The 18,196-nt window shown below is 71.0% G+C and carries 12 protein-coding genes; 4 read left to right on the top strand and 8 right to left on the bottom strand.

From position 1 onward, the window contains the following. Positions 1 to 83 precede the first annotated feature (83 nt). The 5 genes from adh to xylB all read right to left on the bottom strand — a co-directional run bounded on the left by adh (position 84) and on the right by xylB (position 8,618). Positions 84 to 1,607: an aldehyde dehydrogenase gene (gene adh, locus QUY26_RS02590; protein WP_289943461.1), complete on the bottom strand. Its 1,524-nt coding sequence runs from the start codon at positions 1,605 to 1,607 to the stop codon at positions 84 to 86. A 295-nt stretch (positions 1,608 to 1,902) separates the two neighbouring features. Next, complete coding sequence (locus QUY26_RS02585) at positions 1,903 to 3,186, bottom strand: GAF domain-containing protein (protein ID WP_289943460.1); 1,284 nt, start codon at positions 3,184 to 3,186, stop codon at positions 1,903 to 1,905. A 125-nt stretch (positions 3,187 to 3,311) separates the two neighbouring features. After that, the gene (locus QUY26_RS02580; RefSeq protein ID WP_289943459.1) at positions 3,312 to 3,956 is read right to left on the bottom strand and encodes an N-acetylmuramoyl-L-alanine amidase; all 645 of its coding nucleotides are present in this window, start codon (positions 3,954 to 3,956) and stop codon (positions 3,312 to 3,314) included. Positions 3,957 to 5,911: 1,955 nt separating this feature from the next. Further along, on the bottom strand, positions 5,912 to 7,042 hold the full coding sequence (locus QUY26_RS02570; RefSeq protein ID WP_289955419.1) for an ROK family transcriptional regulator: 1,131 nt from the start codon (positions 7,040 to 7,042) through the stop codon (positions 5,912 to 5,914). Positions 7,043 to 7,172: 130 nt separating this feature from the next. Further along, positions 7,173 to 8,618 (bottom strand): xylulokinase, encoded by a 1,446-nt coding sequence (xylB, locus tag QUY26_RS02565; protein WP_289943458.1) that lies wholly within the window; start codon positions 8,616 to 8,618, stop codon positions 7,173 to 7,175. A 136-nt stretch (positions 8,619 to 8,754) separates the two neighbouring features. On the opposite strand from xylB, the gene xylA reads away from it, so the two are divergent. Both xylA and QUY26_RS02555 read left to right on the top strand, forming a co-directional pair. Then, positions 8,755 to 9,921 (top strand): xylose isomerase, encoded by a 1,167-nt coding sequence (gene xylA / locus QUY26_RS02560; RefSeq protein ID WP_289943457.1) that lies wholly within the window; start codon positions 8,755 to 8,757, stop codon positions 9,919 to 9,921. Between the two features lie 323 nt (positions 9,922 to 10,244). Further along, positions 10,245 to 10,520: a hypothetical protein gene (locus QUY26_RS02555; RefSeq protein ID WP_289943456.1), complete on the top strand. Its 276-nt coding sequence runs from the start codon at positions 10,245 to 10,247 to the stop codon at positions 10,518 to 10,520. A gap of 37 nt (positions 10,521 to 10,557) precedes the next feature. Here the strand turns inward: QUY26_RS02555 and QUY26_RS02550 are convergent, their stop codons facing one another. The 3 genes from QUY26_RS02550 to QUY26_RS02540 form a co-directional block, all read right to left on the bottom strand. Further along, positions 10,558 to 11,928 carry an esterase-like activity of phytase family protein gene (locus tag QUY26_RS02550; protein ID WP_289943455.1) on the bottom strand — a complete coding sequence of 457 codons (1,371 nt, stop codon included), beginning with the start codon at positions 11,926 to 11,928 and terminating at the stop codon, positions 10,558 to 10,560. A gap of 354 nt (positions 11,929 to 12,282) precedes the next feature. Further along, positions 12,283 to 13,647: an SWF or SNF family helicase gene (locus QUY26_RS02545; RefSeq protein WP_289943454.1), complete on the bottom strand. Its 1,365-nt coding sequence runs from the start codon at positions 13,645 to 13,647 to the stop codon at positions 12,283 to 12,285. Continuing rightward, entirely contained in the window at positions 13,644 to 16,457 is a 2,814-nt protein-coding gene (locus QUY26_RS02540; protein WP_436840254.1) for an SNF2-related protein, read from the bottom strand. The genes QUY26_RS02545 and QUY26_RS02540 overlap by 4 nt, the downstream gene beginning before the upstream one ends. Positions 16,458 to 16,764: 307 nt before the next feature. On the opposite strand from QUY26_RS02540, the gene QUY26_RS02535 reads away from it, so the two are divergent. Together QUY26_RS02535 and QUY26_RS02530 are read left to right on the top strand one after the other, a co-directional pair. After that, positions 16,765 to 17,829 carry a fatty acid desaturase family protein gene (locus QUY26_RS02535; RefSeq protein ID WP_289943452.1) on the top strand — a complete coding sequence of 355 codons (1,065 nt, stop codon included), beginning with the start codon at positions 16,765 to 16,767 and terminating at the stop codon, positions 17,827 to 17,829. Between the two features lie 106 nt (positions 17,830 to 17,935). Continuing rightward, positions 17,936 to 18,118 (top strand): hypothetical protein, encoded by a 183-nt coding sequence (locus QUY26_RS02530; RefSeq protein WP_030359293.1) that lies wholly within the window; start codon positions 17,936 to 17,938, stop codon positions 18,116 to 18,118. The last annotated feature ends 78 nt before the right edge of the window (positions 18,119 to 18,196 follow it).

Below are 18,196 nucleotides of genomic sequence, written 5' to 3'. Positions count from 1 at the left end.
GCAAACCAGGCTCTGTGCTGAGCGGGCCGAGCGGAAGGCGCCTGACGGGCAAAAGCCCAGGTCAGGCGCCTTTTCTCGTGCCTCTAGAAGAAGCCGAGCTTCTTCGGCGAGTATGACACCAGGAGGTTCTTCGTCTGCTGGTAGTGCTCCAGCATCATCTTGTGTGTCTCACGGCCGATCCCGGACTGCTTGTAGCCGCCGAACGCCGCGTGTGCCGGGTACGCGTGGTAGCAGTTCGTCCACACGCGGCCCGCCTGGATCGAACGTCCTGCGCGGTACGCGGTGTTGATGTCCCGCGTCCAGACCCCGGCTCCGAGCCCGTACAGCGTGTCGTTGGCGATTTTGATGGCGTCGTCGAAGTCGTTGAACGACGCCACCGACACGACGGGGCCGAAGATCTCCTCCTGGAAGATCCGCATCCGGTTGGCGCCCTCGAAGATCGTGGGCTGGACGTACCACCCACCTGCCAGCTCGCCGTCGTACGTGATGCGCTGTCCGCCGGTCAGGACCTTCGCACCTTCCTGCTGGCCGATGTCCAGGTACGAAAGGATCTTTTCCAACTGGTCGTTGGAGGCCTGGGCGCCGATCATCGTGTTCGTGTCGAGCGGATGCCCCGGCTTGATCGCCTCGGTCCTGGCGATCGCCGCCTCCACGAACTCGCTGTAGTGACCGCGCTGGATCAGCGCCCGCGACGGACACGTACAGACCTCGCCCTGGTTGAGCGCGAACATCGTGAAGCCCTCGAGCGCCTTGTCGCGGAAGTCGTCGTCGGCGGCCCACACGTCGTCGAAGAAGATGTTCGGGCTCTTGCCGCCGAGCTCCAGGGTCACCGGCTTGATGTTCTCCGAGGCGTACTGCATGATCAGCCGCCCCGTCGTCGTCTCACCGGTGAAGGCGACCTTCGCGACGCGCGGACTCGACGCCAGTGGCTTGCCCGCCTCCACACCGAAACCGTTGACGACGTTGACGACGCCGGGCGGCAACAGGTCGCTGACGAGGCTCAGCCAGACGTGGATCGACGCCGGCGTCTGCTCGGCCGGCTTCAGGACGACCGTGTTGCCGGCGGCGAGCGCGGGCGCCAGCTTCCACGTCGCCATCAGGATCGGGAAGTTCCACGGGATGATCTGCGCCACCACGCCCAACGGCTCGTGGAAGTGGTACGCGACGGTGTCGTCGTCGACCTCGCTGAGGGACCCCTCCTGCGCGCGGATCACCCCCGCGAAGTAGCGGAAGTGGTCGATGGCCAGGGGAATGTCGGCGGCGAGCGTCTCCCGCACCGGCTTGCCGTTCTCCCAGCTCTCCGCCACCGCCAGGGCTTCGAGCCCGGCCTCCATGCGGTCGGCGATCTGCCTCAGGATGGCCGCGCGCTCACCCACGGACGTACGCCCCCACGTGGGCGCCGCCGCGTGTGCCGCGTCCAGGGCGCGCTCCACGTCCTCGGTCGTGCCCCGGGCGATCTCGGTGAACGGCTGTCCGTTCACCGGGCTCGGGTTCTCGAAGTACTGCCCCCGCGCCGGCGCCACATACTCCCCTCCGATGAAGTGGTCGTACCGGGCCTCATAGGCGACGACTGCGCCCTCCGTACCGGGCGCTGCGTAACGGGCCATCTTGACTGCCTCCCCGGACACGCCGCCCGCCATTGGGCAGCTCTCCGCCGGAGGTTAGGGAGAGGGAGGTTGCAAGTACGTTGCGGCCAGCGGCCAGCGGCGTGGGGCCAGCGGCGTGGGGCGTGGGTCTGGGGGGGCGGGGACTGGGGCGTGAGGTCGGGGCGCGGCGGGCCCGGTGGGCGCGCTGTCGGCGACGGCCTTCGGCGGCGGCGGTGACGGCGCCGGCAGCGGCGCGGCAGCGGCAGCGATGGCGCAGGTGACGGTGACGGCAGCCGCGACCCGCGCGGCCCGGGGTCTACCGGCGGTGTCGGCAGGTCGAGTCCGCCGCGTCGGCCGTCAGCTCTCTGTCGAGGGAGCGCAACCTCGCCACCACGGGCGCCGTTGGCCGCACCGCCGCCAGAGCCCGCCACACCTCCGCGTCGTCCTCGCCCCACGGCGCGTGCACCCAGTCCGACAGGAGATCGGGGTCGCCCCGCGCGATGAGCGCCGCCCGCACCTGGTCGGTCAGCCGCCGCCGCAACCGCGCCACGGCCGGCGCCTGCGACCCCGGAAGCAGCGGCCCCGCGTACCCGGCCATCGCCGCTGTCACCGCTCCGCACCCCAGTCTCCGCTCCACCACCTCCCCATCCGACGTGACCCGTACCGCCAGGCGGTACGGGCGGGACCGCAACATCTCTGGCCCGAGTACCTGCCGCAGCCGCGCCAACTCCGCCCGCAAGGTCACAGGCGTCACCGACTCGTCCTCGTACAGCGCGCACAGCAACTCATCACCCGTCAGCCCCTCCGGGTGCCGGGCGAGCAGCACCAGGATCTCGCTGTGCCGCCGGCTCAGCCGCAGCTTGCGACCGTTCGCCACGAGCAACGCTTCGTCGCGCCCCAGCGCCGTCAGCTCCCACGTACCGTCCATCTCCACCGGCGGTGACAGGAGCGCCAGTTGGGACTCCGCCGCCCGCGCCACCGCCTGCACGAAGGCCAGGCTGTGCGGGTGCGCCAAGCCGTCCCCGCCGGTGATGTCGACGGCCCCGAGAAGCCGGCCGGAGCGGGGGTCGTGCACGGGGGCGGCCGCACACGTCCAGGGCTGCACCCTGCGCACGAAGTGCTCCGTCGCGAACACTTGCACCGGCCTGTCCACGGCGACCGCCGTTCCCGGGGCGTTCGTGCCCATCGCCGACTCCGCCCACCGCGCACCCGGGACGAAGTTCATCCGCCCCGCCCGCCGCCGGGTGGCAGGGTGCCCCTCGACCCATAGCAGCCGGCCGTGCGCGTCACACACCGCCAGGAGGTGCTCACCGTCCTTGGCGAAGCCGCCCATCAGCTCGCGGAACACCGGCATCACCCGCGACAGCGGATGGTCCGCCCGATACGCCCCCAGGTCCCCGGCCGTCAGTTCGACCGCTGCTCCGGTGTCCTCCGGGCTGACCCGCGCCCGCGCCGAGCGGCGCCAGGACTCGGCCACCACGGAGCGCACGGGGCGGGTGACGGTGCCTCCCGCCGTGAACCGCTCATGCGCGCTCCGTATCGTCCGGACCTGCTCGGCGGGGTCCGTGCCGAACTCCAGAGCTACCCATGGATCGGTCAACTCGGTCCTCCCCGGGGCGGCGATGCGGTGCTGCCATCGTCACCCCGGGAACTCGGGCCGACAAGCGTCCGCGCAGTGACGTCGGCGGTCCTCGACCGTCCGCGGTCGGGCTCGCGGTGGCGCGGTCAGGCGAAGTTCACCATGCGTATGTAGCGGGACCAGTCCCAGTGCCGGCCGGGGTCGGTGTGATCCGTCCCTGGGACCTCGACGTGGCCGATGATGTGCTTGCGGTCCTTCGGGATGCCGTACTTCTTGCAGATGGCCGCGGTCAGGGCCGCGGACTGTTCGTACATCTCGTTGGTGAAGTACTGCGGCTTGTCCACCCACCCTTCGTGCTCGATGCCGATGCTGCGTGTGTTGTAGTTCCAGTTGCCCGCGTGCCAGGCGATGTTGCGTTCGCGGACGCACTGGGCGATGTGGCCGTCCGTCGAGCGGACGACGTAGTGCGCGGAGACCTTCTTCGCCGGGTTCTTGAAGATGGCGAGCGTGTCGGCGTACGTCTCCTGCGTGACGTGAATGATCACGTACTCGACCGGATAGGTGGTGGGGCGGTTGGAGGTGGTGTAGTTGGAGGTGCTTGCCGGCACCGACTCGGCCAGGGGGTAGTCGACGGCACGTGCTTGTGCCTCGGCCGGACGCGCCGTCAGGAGTGCGGACGGGAGGGCGGCGAGAGCGGCGCCTTGGAGGATCCGGCGCCTGGCGGGCCGGAGTATCGGAGCGGGTGTTTCGGCCTGTGGTGTGTCCTTTGCTTGGTGTTCTGCTCGATCCATGGCTGTTCTGCCTCTCGGTGGGGGGAGCAGTTGGATGGCACGGTTCCTGGGTGAGGGGCGGCGAGACCGCGCGGGTGAGGGGTGGTGCAGGGCCGTGGTGGGGGAGTTGGGGGGGAGGGAGGGCGCAGGAGGGTGGTGCGGGGTGGTGCGTGCCGAGCGGCGGATGCCGAGCGACGGGTGCCTGATGCCTGATGCCTGATGCCTGATGCCTGATGCCTGATGCCTGATGCCTGCACAGTGTGGGTGGCGAATTCGTGGGCGTCCAGAGAGTGGCAGGCGCACTGTGCGTAGTCGGCTCCGCTGCCCTGAGTTCGTTTCGCGTGGATGCTGAGTTGTTGCCTGGAACTCCTTTCCTGAGTCGTTCGCATGAGCTGCTCGAAGTTCCTTTCTCGAGCCGTCTGCCTGAAGGCGGGCGTGATCTGACGTGATCTGACGAGCTTGTCTGCGTCCGTGCGGCCATGCTCCCGTCCCGCTGTCTGCGCTGTGGGGGTGACCTCACGCCAAATACGGTACGGGCCAAGTCTGTTGAGGTGGAAGGGCCTGAGGTGGATCTGTGTACGGCGCCGCGAGTGTGGATAAGTTCGCCACTCGTGTGGGGGACAGGGTGGAGAAAATTAGGTCAGGGGAGACGGGGGAGCGGAATCCTGGATTCATCCACTGTGTCCAGATCGGGCAGGGGCGTCGGCCAGGCAGGACCGAAGTTGCGTGCGCAGTCCCGTCATTGGGCTGAACCGGTGGCATTTCTCGTGTGGTCGAAAGGGAATTCTCGACGAGTGACGGCTGGGGCACTATTTCCTGACGGACCAGAAGGGCGGTCGCGGAGTGATGAACCTAGCCGCGCTCCGCCTGGTTTCGCGGCTGGCCTGGGGCCAGGTTCGGGAGCCGGTAGGCCTGTTACGACTGACATCGGTGCTGGTCCGTGGACGGGACGCGGGAGGGAATCTTCTGGGTTCTTCAGGCAGAAGCCGATGCGAACGGTCGGATCGACTGGTCGATGGTGAGTGCGGGCTCCGCTGTGCGCCGTCCTCTTCAGCACGCCGCCAGCGCACGCCTGCCCGGCCGCGACAATCCGGCAGGGGCATCCGGCGCCTACCCGGCACCGCGCCTATGAGGGCTTGGGCCGTTCGCGTGGCGGCCTGACGACGAAGACGCACGTGGCGCGTGAGGGCGGACTCCGGCCGCTGGCCATGCTGGCCGCCCCCCCGAAGTGGGGCGATGGCTCGCAGATGATCCCGGTCCTGATCCCTATTCGCGTGGCCCGGTCTGACGGTGGCCGTCCACGCTCCCGGCCGGACCATCTGAGCGGCGAAAAAGCGTACGCATCACGCTGCGATCGCAGTTACCTACGACGCCGGCAGCTCAAACACGCCATCCCTGAACGGCGTGACCAGCGGGCCCACCACCTGCGCTCCGGCAGCAGCGGCGGCAGGCCCACCAGCTTCGATGCGGCTCGCTAGGCCCGCAGGAATGCAGGCGAATGGATGATCAGCCGGTTGGAGGCCAACTGGGTGGTGGCGACGCGCTTCGACAAGCGGGCGTACGTCTTCTGCGGGACCGCAGCCGTCGTAGCCCTCCGCCTGGGGCTTCGTGCACGGCCGCCGGAGGCACGTCAGAGGGCGACGTGGCGGCGGATCTCCTTGGGGGTGTTCGACTGAGGCTCACCGAACAGGGTGGCCTTCTGCTCGGCCTCGGTCACATCGACGCCGTCGAGCAGGACCCGATGCTCGTTGACGTCCCGTTGCGGTCCTTCTCAGGTCCGAACGACAGGTCGGTGCCCCTCGCGCTGGCGCACGGCCACCTCCAGTTCCATACGTAGGACTGGAAGGGTGCTGACACGTGCCCGTGCAGCAGCCGACCTTCGCACGTCAGAGCCCCGTGACCTATCCGCCCGGATGGTACTCATGCGGCACGTCACTCGAACGAGTGTCGGGCCGTCATGGCCCACAGTGCCGTCTTCAGGCAACCCCCACCGGATCGTCGAGCACCGCCCGAACCACCGCATGAGCCGCCCCCAGCAGCGGCCCGTCCGACCCGACGCCGGACACGACGACCTCGCAGCCGGGGCCCGTGGTGCGGCGCCCCAACTCGCCCTCCAGGGAGGGGAGCAGCCACGGTGCGAGCCGGGACAGCGCACCGCCGAGCACCACCGCCCGTGGATCGAGGAGATTCACCGCACCAGTCAGCGCGATCCCCAGCGCGGCTCCGGCGTCCCGCAAGGCCGCCCTGGCCTTCATGTCGCCCGTGTGCGCCCGCTCGGCGAGCGCCTCCATCCGGTCCGCCCCGGACGCCAGGCCCGCCGCCCGCAGCAGCGCTTCCTCACCCGCGTACTGCTCCAGACAGCCGCGTCCGCCGCACGCGCACGTCGGCCCCTCCGGCCAGACGGGCACGTGCCCCAACTCGCCTGCGAAGCCCCGGCTTCCCCGCAGTAGTCTCCCTTCGACCACCAGCGCCGCACCGATGCCGATCTCGGCCGAGACATGGAGGAAGTCCGCCGGTGCCGTGGCGCCGAGCCACAACTCCGCCAGGGCGCCGAAGTTCGCCTCGTTGTCCACGCTCAGCGGCAGTTCCGTCGGCAGGAGGGCGCCGATGTCCGTGTCGTGCCAGTCGAGGTTGGGGGCGCGTACGACGGTGCGCGTGTCGCGCGCGACCAGGCCGGGCACGGCGACCGCGAGGCCCGCCGGACGCAGTCCTTCCTGTTCGGCCGTCCGGATCACCTCACGGACGAGTGAGGCGAGGTCGGCGAGCACGGGCTGAGGAGCGCGGCCCCGGTTGTCGACCCGCCGCACGGCACGCGCGCGTACGTCACCGCGCAGGTCGACCGCACACACCGCCAAGTGGTCGACACCGACATCCGCCCCGATTCCGGCCGGCCCCTGAGCGCTGACCGCGAGTGCGGAGCCCGGGCGGCCCACCCGCCCCGGACGCTCGGGGCCCAACTCCTCCAAGAGCCCCGCACGGATCAACTCGTCCACCAACGTGGACACGGCGGCCCGGGTCAGGCCGATCCGTGATGCCACGGAGGCGCGCGACAGCGTGCCCTGCGCGGCGACAGCGTGCATCACCCGGGAGAGGTTGCGGCGACGCATGCCCTGCTGGGTGTCGGCAAGGCGTTCGCGGGTGGCCCGGGTGAGCCGCTCCCGCGGTGCGGTGAGCGTGTGGTCCCGCCTCCCGCCCGGCTCTGTCGGACCTCGGCCATCCCCCGCCCGCTCCGTACCGTCACACTCCATGAGCCCCATCCAGCAAGGGTGCCGCATCGGAGAGGAAGGACGAGATCCTGGAGAGCGTCGGCTCGTCCCGTTCGACTGCCTCCAGGACAGGTCCCCGGGCGGTGCCCCAGCGCCGTGCCACCGCGGCCGGGTCCTCCCCGGAGAGGAGTCCGGCGGCCTGTGCGGCGGCACCCAGGGCGACGAGTTCGCGGGCTTCGGGGATCTGGACGGGCCTTCCGGAGAGGCGTCGTACGGTCTCCTGCCAGGCGGTGCCGCGCGCACCGCCGCCGATGAGCAGCAGCGGTTCGGAACGGTCGGCGTCCGCGTCCAGGACGGCATCCAGTGCGCCCAGGAGGGCGTGGACCGCGCCGTCGTACGCCCCCTGGAGAACCTGCCCCGGTGTCGTGTCGTGGCGCAGGCCGCGCAGCGTCCCCGAGGCGTGCGGCAGGTCGGGCGTGCGCTCGCCGTCCAGGTAGGGAAGGACGGTCACGGCGCCGCCGGGCTGCACGGCTTCCCGGTCGAGGCTGAGGAGCGAGGCGATCCGGTCGATGGCCAGGGTGCAGTTGAGGGTGCAGGCCAGCGGCAGCCACGCACCGCGCGCGTCGGCGAAACCGGCGACTGTTCCGGTCGGATCGGTGGGGCGGCGTTCGGAGACGGCGTACACCGTGCCGGACGTACCGAGGCTCAGCACCGGTGTGCCGGGGCGCAGCCCGAGGCCGAGAGCGGCAGCCGCGTTGTCGCCGGTCCCGGGAGCCACCAGAGTCCCCTTGGAGAAGGGCAGTTCATCGCTGCCGCGCACCGTCCCTGCGACCTCTCCGGAGTGCACGACCCGCGGCAGGAGCGTCGGGTCGAGGTCCACCAGGCGCAGGATCTCCTCGTCGTACGACTCGGTCGCCGACGCCCACCACCCCGTACCGGAGACATCGCCGCGGTCGGTCGTCCCGGCGCCTGTCAGGCGCTCCGTGAGGTAGTCGTGGGGAAGCCGCACCGCGACGGTGGCGCGTACGGAGGCGGGCTCGTGCTCGGTGAGCCAGGCCCACTTCGTCACCGTGAACGAGGGCCCCGGCACGCTCCCGACGCGGTCCGCCCACGCCTTGGCGCCTCCCAGCCGTTCCACCAGGCGGCGGGCCTGCGGCGCGGACCGCACGTCGTTCCACAGCAGCGCGGGCCGTACGGACCTGCCTCGGGCGTCGAGTGCGACGAGCCCGTGCTGCTGGCCGCCGACCGACACCGCGGCGGCCTCACGCGCGGCGGGGCCGCACTGGCGCAGGGCCTCGCAGAGGGCGTCCCACCACTGCTCGGGGTCGCTCTCCCGGAGAGCTCCGGAACTGACCGTGTGGGGTGCCTGGCCGCTCGCCACGACCTCTCCGGTGCCCGCGTCGACGACGAGGGCCTTCGTGGACTGCGTGGAGCTGTCCACACCCACGACGAGGGGGCCTGATGGCGCTGATGACATCGGCGACTCCGTTCTGGCGGCTCTCCCGGGCGTGCGCACGGGAACGTGCTTCCTTCGACCTTCCCAGCGGTGCGTGAGGATACTAATTTGTTAAGTGCCATGACGAAATGGTCGAGGAGCCCGCGAGGAGTCGCACATGAACTATCGGCCCACCCCCGAGGACAAGTTCAGCTTCGGTCTGTGGACCGTCGGCTGGCAGGGCAGGGACCCCTTCGGGGACGCCACCAGGGCCCCGCTGGACCCGGCCGACTCCGTACGGCAGCTGGCCGAACTGGGTGCCTACGGAGTCACCTTCCACGACGACGACCTCATCCCGTTCGGGGCGACGGACGCCGAGCGTTCCGGGCACGTCAAGCGCTTCCGGGAGGCCCTGGACGCGACCGGTCTGGTCGTGCCGATGGCGACCACCAACCTGTTCACGCATCCGGTGTTCAAGGACGGCGCGTTCACCGCCAACGACCGCGACGTACGCCGCTACGCGCTGCGCAAGACGATCCGCAACATCGATCTGGCGGCCGAGCTCGGCGCCCGCACCTACGTCGCCTGGGGCGGCCGTGAAGGCGCGGAGTCCGGTGCCGCCAAGGACGTACGCGACGCCCTGGACCGGATGAAGGAGGCCTTCGACCTGCTCGGCGACTATGTGACCGAGCAGGGGTACGACCTGCGCTTCGCCATCGAGCCCAAGCCGAACGAGCCGCGCGGCGACATCCTGCTCCCCACCGTCGGGCACGCCCTCGCCTTCATCGAGCGCCTGGAGCGGCCCGAACTGTACGGCGTGAACCCCGAAGTGGGCCATGAGCAGATGGCGGGCCTGAACTTCCCGCACGGCATCGCCCAGGCCCTGTGGGCGGGCAAGCTCTTCCACATCGACCTGAACGGCCAGAACGGCATCAAGTACGACCAGGACCTGCGGTTCGGAGCGGGCGACCTGCGCAGCGCGTTCTGGCTGGTCGACCTCCTGGAGAGGGGTGGTTACGAAGGGCCGCGCCACTTCGACTTCAAGCCGCCGCGTACGGAGGACGCCGCCGGAGTGTGGTCCTCCGCCGCCGGGTGCATGCGCAACTACCTGATCCTGCGCGACCGGACGGCGGCTTTCCGCGCGGACCCCGAGGTGACCGAAGCGCTGCGGCAGGCACGCCTGCCCGAACTGGCGCGCCCCACCGCCGAGGACGGGCTCGCGGGCCTGCTCGCCGACCGCGGCGCCTACGAGGCCTTCGACGTCGAGGCGGCCGCCGCACGCGGCATGGCCTTCGAACGTCTCGATCAGCTGGCCATGGACCACCTGCTGGGCGTCCGGGGCTGAGAGCGGCCTCGTCGCGGGGGCGCCGGCCGGAGTGCATCCGGACTGTGCCGGAATCGTCCGGTCCGTGGGGCGGGCGTGTAGCAACCTCCGCGCAGGGGTCGCTTCTTGACCGGTTCGGGACGACTCTTGGCGGTATGAGCATGCCGCCGGTACCGCCGCAGCCTCCGCCGGGTGACGGGCCCCCTCCGGGGAGTGGTGACTTCGGGCCGCCTCCCGGAGGGTATGGCCCGCCGCCGGGCGGGTACGGCCCACCTCCCGGAGACGACGGACTGCCGTCACAGCCACCGGGCGGCGGGCCGCCCGGGCGGCGCAACGGGCTGGTCGTGCTGCTCGCCGTGCTCGTGGCCGTGGCAGCCGTCGTCGTCGTGGTGGTCCTGGCCACCGGAGGCGACGACTCCCCGGACAAGAAGAGCCCCTCCGAGGAGACCAAGAGCCGCGAGCCCAGGCCCACACCGTCGCTCAGCATCCCCTCGGAGATCCCCTCCGAACTGCCGAGCGACCTCCCCAGTGACATCAGGACCCGGCTGCCCAGCGACCTCCCCACGCTGCCCACCGGGGTGCCGAGCGACCTCGAGTCGTTGATCCCGACGGGTCGTTGATCCCGAGGCGTCGAGGAGCTCTGTCGCACCCCTGGAGTCACAGGCTCCTGGGCAGCCGCACGTACGTCACGCTGGTCTCGATGCCGCTGTCCACCAGTCGGCCGTCCTCGTCGAACGCCTCCGGCCCGTCGGTCATCCCGAAGTCGTTGTCGTTGATCAGGGCCAGCGTGCGGTGGCCCACCCGGGCAACGCCCTCGATCTTCCCGGGCACGCCGTCCACGGTGCCCAGATCGACCATCAGGCGCTTGCGCAGGACCGGCACGCCGGAAGCCGCCGGGTCCTCCAACTGCTCCAAGGACGGACGGGTCGTCGCGTCGTCCCAGCGTCCGCCGAGGATGTCCGCACGCCGGTCCAGGCTTACGACCTGCAACCGGGCCGCCCTGTCGGTGCGCTCCTCGACGAGGAGGCGGTCGCGGCCCACGGCGACGACGGAGGAGATCTTGAGCTCGGAGGTGTCGTCCTCGCCCGGGTCCACGACAGCGACGGGGTCGAACCGGTACGCGTACTCGGCGGTGACCACCTGCTTCCGCGGCGAGAACCGCAGCAGTCGGGCTGTCCGCGAGCCGTCACCCGCCTCCCTGTCCGGAAGGGACAACGGGCTCTGCACCGCAAGCACCAGCTCACCGTTCGGCAGCAGGGCGAGCCCCTCGAAGCCGCGGTTGAGCTTCCGGTGCAGCAGTACCGCGGGCAGCGACTCCGACACCGGATAGCCCGCGCCGCGCAGGTTCAGCCCCTTGGGCACGTACCGCTTGATGACCTTCCCGCGCGCGGAGACGTGGACCAGCGACGGACCGTACTCGTCGACCAGCCAGAAGGAACCGTCCTCGGCGCGGACGATGCCCTCGGTGTCCAGACCGTTCGGGTCGTATGGGAGCGGCTTCGTGGCGTTGTACGTGTACGGAGCCTCGTCGCGGCCCTCCTGGTTGGGCAGACCGGTGACGGGCTTCCCGGAGCGGGTGGTGATCGGCAGCGCGTCGATCACCTTCACGGAGCGCCCGGACACCCGGACCTTCACGATCGCCGGGTTGAAACCCGGCACGGGGAACGTGCGGCGCTTCTTGCCGTCGACCTTGATCTGGCCGTTGGGGCCACGGTCGGTGACTGTCCAGAACTCGCCCTTGCGACCTGCGGGGTAGATGTCGCTGCCGATGCCCCCGAGGTCCACACCCCGGTCGTCCCGCACGGTGCCGGGGAGCAGACGGTTGCTGAAGGGGCCCAGAGGGACGTCGCCGAGCGTCGCGGTGGCGGTGACGCGTGCGCCGTTCCCCTTGTCGCGAGCCCCGTCGGCCGGGCCGGTCGGCGCGCCCACCGCGGTGCCGGTGACCACCACGGCGGTGAGCAGGGCGAGCGGCACGCCGAAGACGACGGAGCGGTGGACACGACGCTGGTCGGCGGCGCGCGAGGGCATCAGGCCTCCTGGGGCGGGATTCGGGTGACGGCGCCACCCTTCGCCGCCGTCGCGAACGCCAGGGGGATCGTGAGTGAACGGTGCATGGCGACACGCCGACGGCGCCTCCCGCGAGGGGCAGGAGGCGCCGTCGTCACCGGGGCGATCAGCGGTGGCGGGGGCACAACGCCCTGTCATCTCCCCTTCGGCTTGACCCGCACGACTGAACCGGCGTGATCCACGGTCCCGGATGTCATGACCGCACTCAATCGCTGACCAGGGTGAGTGCGTGCGCCGGTGTTCCCGGCGCACGTGTCACCACCGCCGTCACGCCGGTGGCCGCTGACTGTCTTTCAGCCACGATCATCGCGCGGGTCATTCACCCGCGGTGACGGCGGCCAGCGCGGTCGCCGGGTCGTGCGCCGCCGGACCCGCGGGCACCCAGCGGCCCCGCTCCTTGCGGTAGGGCCACCAGCGTCCGTCGGGCCCGTGGCGCAGTTGTGCGTCGCCTCCCGCCACCGTCCAGCGGTTGCCGGCCGCGCGCAGCGTGGGGCGCTCGCCCGTGTCCCAGGCCGCGTCCAGGGCGGCACGCGCGCGGGCCGACGCATCCGCTTCCAAGGCCCCTTCGTCCTCGAGGACGACCAGTGCGGCACGCCCGCCGTACTCCCAAGCCCGTACCGCCCGGTCCAGGCCCTCCCGGTCGCGGCCCGAGGCCGTGGCGAGCCGGTCCACGACGGCGGGTTCCGGTGAGGCTGCGGCGAGGCGGACGGCATCCTCGGCGAGCGTCAGGCCCGGCTCAGTGGCGTGCTCCGCGTGCCCGGGTGCGAGCGCTTCGGCGAGCAGCCGGTGCGCCTCGGCGGCCGCACGAGCCGCCAGGAACTCCAGCGCGGGGACGTCCACGCCGGGCGCGGGCTCCACCTCCGTGTCCAGGGAAGGCGGCAGGCCGGGTTCTGCGGGCAGCGCGGGCGGTTCGGGCAGCGGAGGCAGTATGACGCCGTCCGCGTACGCCTCAGCGGCGTCCACGCCCTCTGGGGCGCCCTCGGGCGCCTCCTGCGACGGGGAGTCCGGCGCGGACTGCTCCGCGACGCTGCGGACTTGCAGCTCGTCGAGGAGCTCCCGCTCGCCGCGCCCGCGCATCAGGAGCAGCACGAACGGATCCTGGTCGAGCAGGCGGGCGACCTGGTAGCACAGCGCGGCCGTGTGCCCGCAGTGGTCCCAGGCGTCACAGTCGCACTCCGGCTCCAGATCGCCGATGCCGGGGAGCAGTTCGACGCCGGCGGCCGCGGCGTCCTCGACCAGGTGAGGCGGCATCTCCCGGTCGAGGAGCGCGGCGATGTGTCCGGCCCGCTCGACGGCCATGCTGAGGAAGCGGTCCCACTCGTCGTCGCTGAGTTCCTGGAGCAGCACGTCGGAGCGGTGCGGTGTGCCGTCCTTGTCCTGCACGACCGCGGTGATGCGCCCGGGGCGCACGGAGACCGCGCCCACGGAACCGGCCCGCGCGAGCCGGCGCCCCGTCTTGAGCTGCTGCAGGTCGAGCGCCGTGTCCTCCAACGCCTTCAGCCACGCCTGGCCCCACCAGGTCTGTGCGAAGCCCCGCCCGTGTGCCGGAGGCATCGCGGCGAAGGTCCGCTCGCTGTCCTGACCGGTCGATTCGCCGTGTCCGCTCAATGCGTCGCCCCCGTCGTCGATCCTGCTGCTCTCGTATGCCTCGTCGTACGTGTCGTCCTGCGCGTCACTCATCGCGTGGTCCCCCCTCGCAGCGCGACCAGGTCTGCCAGCTCGGCATCCGTGAGCTCCGTGAGCGCGGCCTCCCCGGAGCCGAGGACGGCGTCGGCGAGTTCACGCTTGCGCAGCAGCATCTCGGCGATGCGGTCCTCGATGGTGCCCTCCGCGATCAGCCGGTGCACCTGCACGGGCTGGGTCTGCCCGATGCGGTAGGCGCGGTCGGTCGCCTGGGCCTCGACGGCGGGGTTCCACCAGCGGTCGTAGTGCACGACGTGCTCGGCCCGCGTGAGGTTCAGGCCCGTACCCGCCGCCTTCAGGGAGAGCAGGAAGACCGGGACCTCGCCGTCCTGGAAGCGCCGGACCATCGCCTCGCGCTCGGCGACCGGGGTGCCTCCGTGCAGGAACTGCGAGCGGATGCCGCGGGACGACAGATGCTGCTCGATGAGGCGCGCCATCTGCACGTACTGAGTGAAGACGAGCACGCTGGCGTCCTCGGAGAGGATGGTGTCGAGCAACTCGTCCAGGAGCTCCAGCTTTCCGGAGCGTCCGGTGATGCGCGGCTTGTCCTCCTTGAGGTACTGCGCGGGGTGGTTGCAGATCTGCTTGAGGCCGGTCAGGAGCTTGACGATGAGACCGCGGCGGGCGAAGCCGTCGGCTCCGGAGATCTCCGCCAGCGTCTCCCGGACCACCGCTTCGTAGAGGCCCGCCTGTTCCGCGCTCAAGGAGACGGCACGGTCGGTCTCCGTCTTCGGGGGCAGCTCGGGGGCGATGCCCGGGTCCGACTTGCGACGCCGCAGCAGGAACGGGCGCACCAGTTGGGAGAGCCGTTCGGCCGCGGCTGGGTCGGATCCGCTCTCGACAGCCTGCGCGTAACGGGTGCGGAACGTGCCGAGCTTGCCCAGCAGCCCCGGGGTCGTCCAGTCGAGGATCGCCCACAGCTCGGAGAGGTTGTTCTCCACAGGAGTGCCGGTGAGCGCCACGCGCGCGCGGGCGCCGATGCTGCGCAGCTCCTTGGCCGTCGCCGAGTACGGGTTCTTGACGTGCTGTGCCTCGTCGGCGACGACCAGTCCCCAGTTGACCGCGTCGAGCCGGTGGGCGTCGAGCCGCATCGTTCCGTAGGTGGTCAGTACGAACTCGCCGTCCGCCAGGTCGTCGAGTCCGCGCTGCGCTCCGTGGAAACGGCGCACAGCCGTGCCGGGCGCGAACTTCTCGATCTCCCGCTGCCAGTTGCCCATGAGGGAGGTGGGGCACACGACCAGCGTGGGCCCCGCCGTCGCCTCGTCGGTCTGACGGTGCAGATGCAGCGAGATCAGGGTGATGGTCTTGCCGAGGCCCATGTCGTCGGCGAGGCATCCGCCGAGCCCCAAGGACGTCATCCTGGCAAGCCAGTTGAGTCCCCGCAGCTGATAGTCGCGCAGGTCCGCGGCGAGGGCCGCGGGCTGGCCGACGGGCTCCATGCCCTCCGGGTCCGCAAGGCGCTCCCGCAGGGTCGCGAGCCAGCCCGTGGGCTCGACGTCGACCCGGCGGCCGTCCACCTCGGTGGTGCCGGTCAGCGCGGCGCCCAGGGCGTCGATCGGGGTGACCTTGTGGTCCTGCTGCGCGCGGGCCCGCCGCGCCTCGTCGGGGTCGATGAGCACCCACTGGTCCCGCAGGCGCACCACCGGGCGGTTGGCCTCCGCGAGCCGGTCGAGCTCCTCGCGGCTCAACTCCTGGTCGCCCAGCGCGAAACGCCAGTTGAAGGCGAGGAGCGCGTCGGCCGAGAGGTAGGACGGGGTGTCCGACTCGAGCTGGTCGGGGCCCTTGCCGCCCTTGGCCTCCTTGGGGCCGATGTACGCACGGGCGGTGAGGCTGCGCGCCAGTTCCCTGGGCCAGTGCACGCCCACACCGGCTGCCGCGAGCACGCGCGCTCCCGAGCCCAGAAGTTCGGTGACGTCCTCGTCCGCGAGCTCGACCGCATCGGGCACCGATGCCGAGAGCAGCGGCCCGAGCGGCGCCCACGCGCGCGTGGCGCGACGCAGGGCCAGAAGGGCGTCCATGCGGGCACGCGGCCCGAACGCGCCCGCTGTGGCGCCGGAACCGGCCCACACTTCGGCGGCGTCCGCGACGAGCGAGGGGTCGCTGACGCTGTGGATCTGCAGGACTGCCCGGAACGGCAGCCGGGTCTCCGTGGAGGTGTCGGCCAACAGGCCGGGTACCTCGACGCGCAGCGAGACCCGCACACCGGCGTCGTGGCCTGCCGCGACGTCCATGGCCCAGGCGCGCTGCGCGGGCAGGTGCTGGGGTTTCGGCGAGGCGAACGCGGGCTGGCCGGCCGCCGCCGCGGCGGCGGGGGAGCGCGGCAGTGTGTCGGCCACGGCGTCCAGGAACTGGTGCAGCAGCCGCTCCGGTGCGGGCAGGCGCGGTGGCGTGTGGTCGGCGAGAGGAACGGCATGGGCGGCGGGCGGCATAGAGGCCGCGAGGTCGCGCAGCCGTCGCAGGTCGTCGGCGTTCAACGGGCCCGCACGCCAGGCGTCGTGATCACTGTCGGTGAGGCCTGGCAACAACAGGCCGCGGGCGGCCAGTTGCAGGGCCAGTACGGCCGCCGCGCCCCAGAAGGCGGCGGTGGGGTGCGCGCCGGACGCGGCCCGTGCGCGGGTGAGGACGGGCAGCGCCGTGCCGACCGGAAGCAGCGCAGCGGGCACGACGTCGAGGTGGATGCCGTCGGTACCGGGCACGGCGACGGTCAGCTCGCCGACGTCGCCGACGGCCGAGGCGGGTGGGGTACGGCCGTCGGCGTGCCAGAACGCGACCTGACCGGTGCGCCCGGGGTCACCGGGGACGAACACGACAGAGCAGCGGGACAGTTCTACGATCTCGGAAGGACTGACAGCGGAGTGCTTGTGCACAGCTATGGCGCATTCCTCAAACTTGACTAATGTGGCGGGAGCGGCCGAAGATACCTCGGAATTGCCAACCTGAGGCGCTTCGTGTGCTGTGATGCTCGCCACTCCTGTTGTGGGGGTGTACCCAGCACCCCTGTGCCCGGGCGTTTGCCCCCGGTGGAACACGGGGGGTGGCGTCATGGTCGCCGAAGGTCACAGATCCGTACGTTTCCTGAGGTCAGAGCATCCTCAGGAGACCGGAGAACTCGTCATGGCCCAGGCTGCCGCAGCCGTCGTGGAACGCCCCGGTGGCGTCACCCCCCGCCACCGCTCCGGAAGCGACTTCACACCACTCCTGCGAGCCGTCAAAACGGGAGGGCTCCTCGACCGTCGCACCGGCTGGTACGCGCGCGGGATAGCCATGAACGCCGCGGCCTTGGCAGCCGTCGGCGCGGGACTCTTCGTCATCGGCCACACCTGGTGGGTCTTGCTGCTCGCGCCGGTGCTCTCCGTCCTGTGCGCGCGCACCGCCTTCATCGGGCACGATGCCGGGCACTCGCAGATCACCGACAACCGCACGGTGGCGCGCCTCATCGGCCTTGTCCACGGCAACCTGCTCCTCGGGATGAGCGTGAGCTGGTGGAACGACAAGCACAACCGGCACCACGCCAACCCCAACCACACCGAGAAGGACCCGGACGTCGCCGCCGACATCCTGGTGTTCACGGCGCGGCAGACCGGGCCCCGGGCAGGTTTCCGGCGCTGGCTCACGCGCCATCAGGCCTGGCTGTTCTTCCCTCTGACGTTGCTCCAGGGCATCGCCATGAAGGTCTACGGATTCCGTGACCTGCGCCGCCAGAGCCGACGGGAACGAGCCGTCGAAGGCCCTCTGCTGGTCGCCCACCTCGTGGGGTACGTGACGCTCCTGCTGCTGGCCATGCCCCTGGGGCACGCGATCGCCTTCGCCGCCGTCCACCAGGCCCTCTTCGGTCTGCACCTGGGCATGGCCTTCGCCCCTAACCACAAGGGCATGGAAATGCCCGACCCGGACGGCGAGCGGTGGGGCCACCTGAAGCGCCAGGTCCTCACCTCACGGAACATCCGCGGCGGCGCGGTCACCGACTGGTTCCTCGGCGGGCTGAACTACCAGATCGAGCACCACCTCTTCCCGAGCATGCCCCGACCGCACCTGCGGCTCGCCCAGCCCCTTGTCCGTGCGCACTGTCATGCTGTGGGTATGTCTTACGCGGAGACCGGGCTCGTCGACTCCTACCGGCAGGTGCTTCGCCACCTGCACGAAGTGGGCGAACCGCTGAGGGCACTCAGGGTCGAGTAGGGGACGCACGTCAGGGATCAGTCAGGGTCGCGACCTGGAACTGGGCGCGGTCCGATCCCGTTTCTCAAGACAGAGAGCGGCACCTGCCGCGAAGGAGGCGACGGACATGTCGAAGAAGGCGAAGATCGCCGCAGGAGGCGTGGCGGCAGGGCTCATCCTGCTCATCTGGCTGCCCTGGTGGCTCGCGTTCCTGATCGTGGTCGGCGTCCCGGCCGCGGCCTATCTGACCCTCGATTCCGGGCAGCGGCGCAGGCTGCGTCGTGTCACCCGCAAGGAGCTGGGCCGCTGAGTCGCCGCCATGGCGCAGCAGCGCGTTCTCCGGGGCCGGCCGCGATCTGAGCCGTACCCGGCTTGAGGCGGTGCCGAA

Source organism: Streptomyces flavofungini (assembly GCF_030388665.1).
Lineage (GTDB): Bacteria > Actinomycetota > Actinomycetes > Streptomycetales > Streptomycetaceae > Streptomyces > Streptomyces flavofungini_A.
Note: the sequence above shows the minus strand (reverse complement) of the source record. Positions and strands in the feature narration are given on the sequence as shown.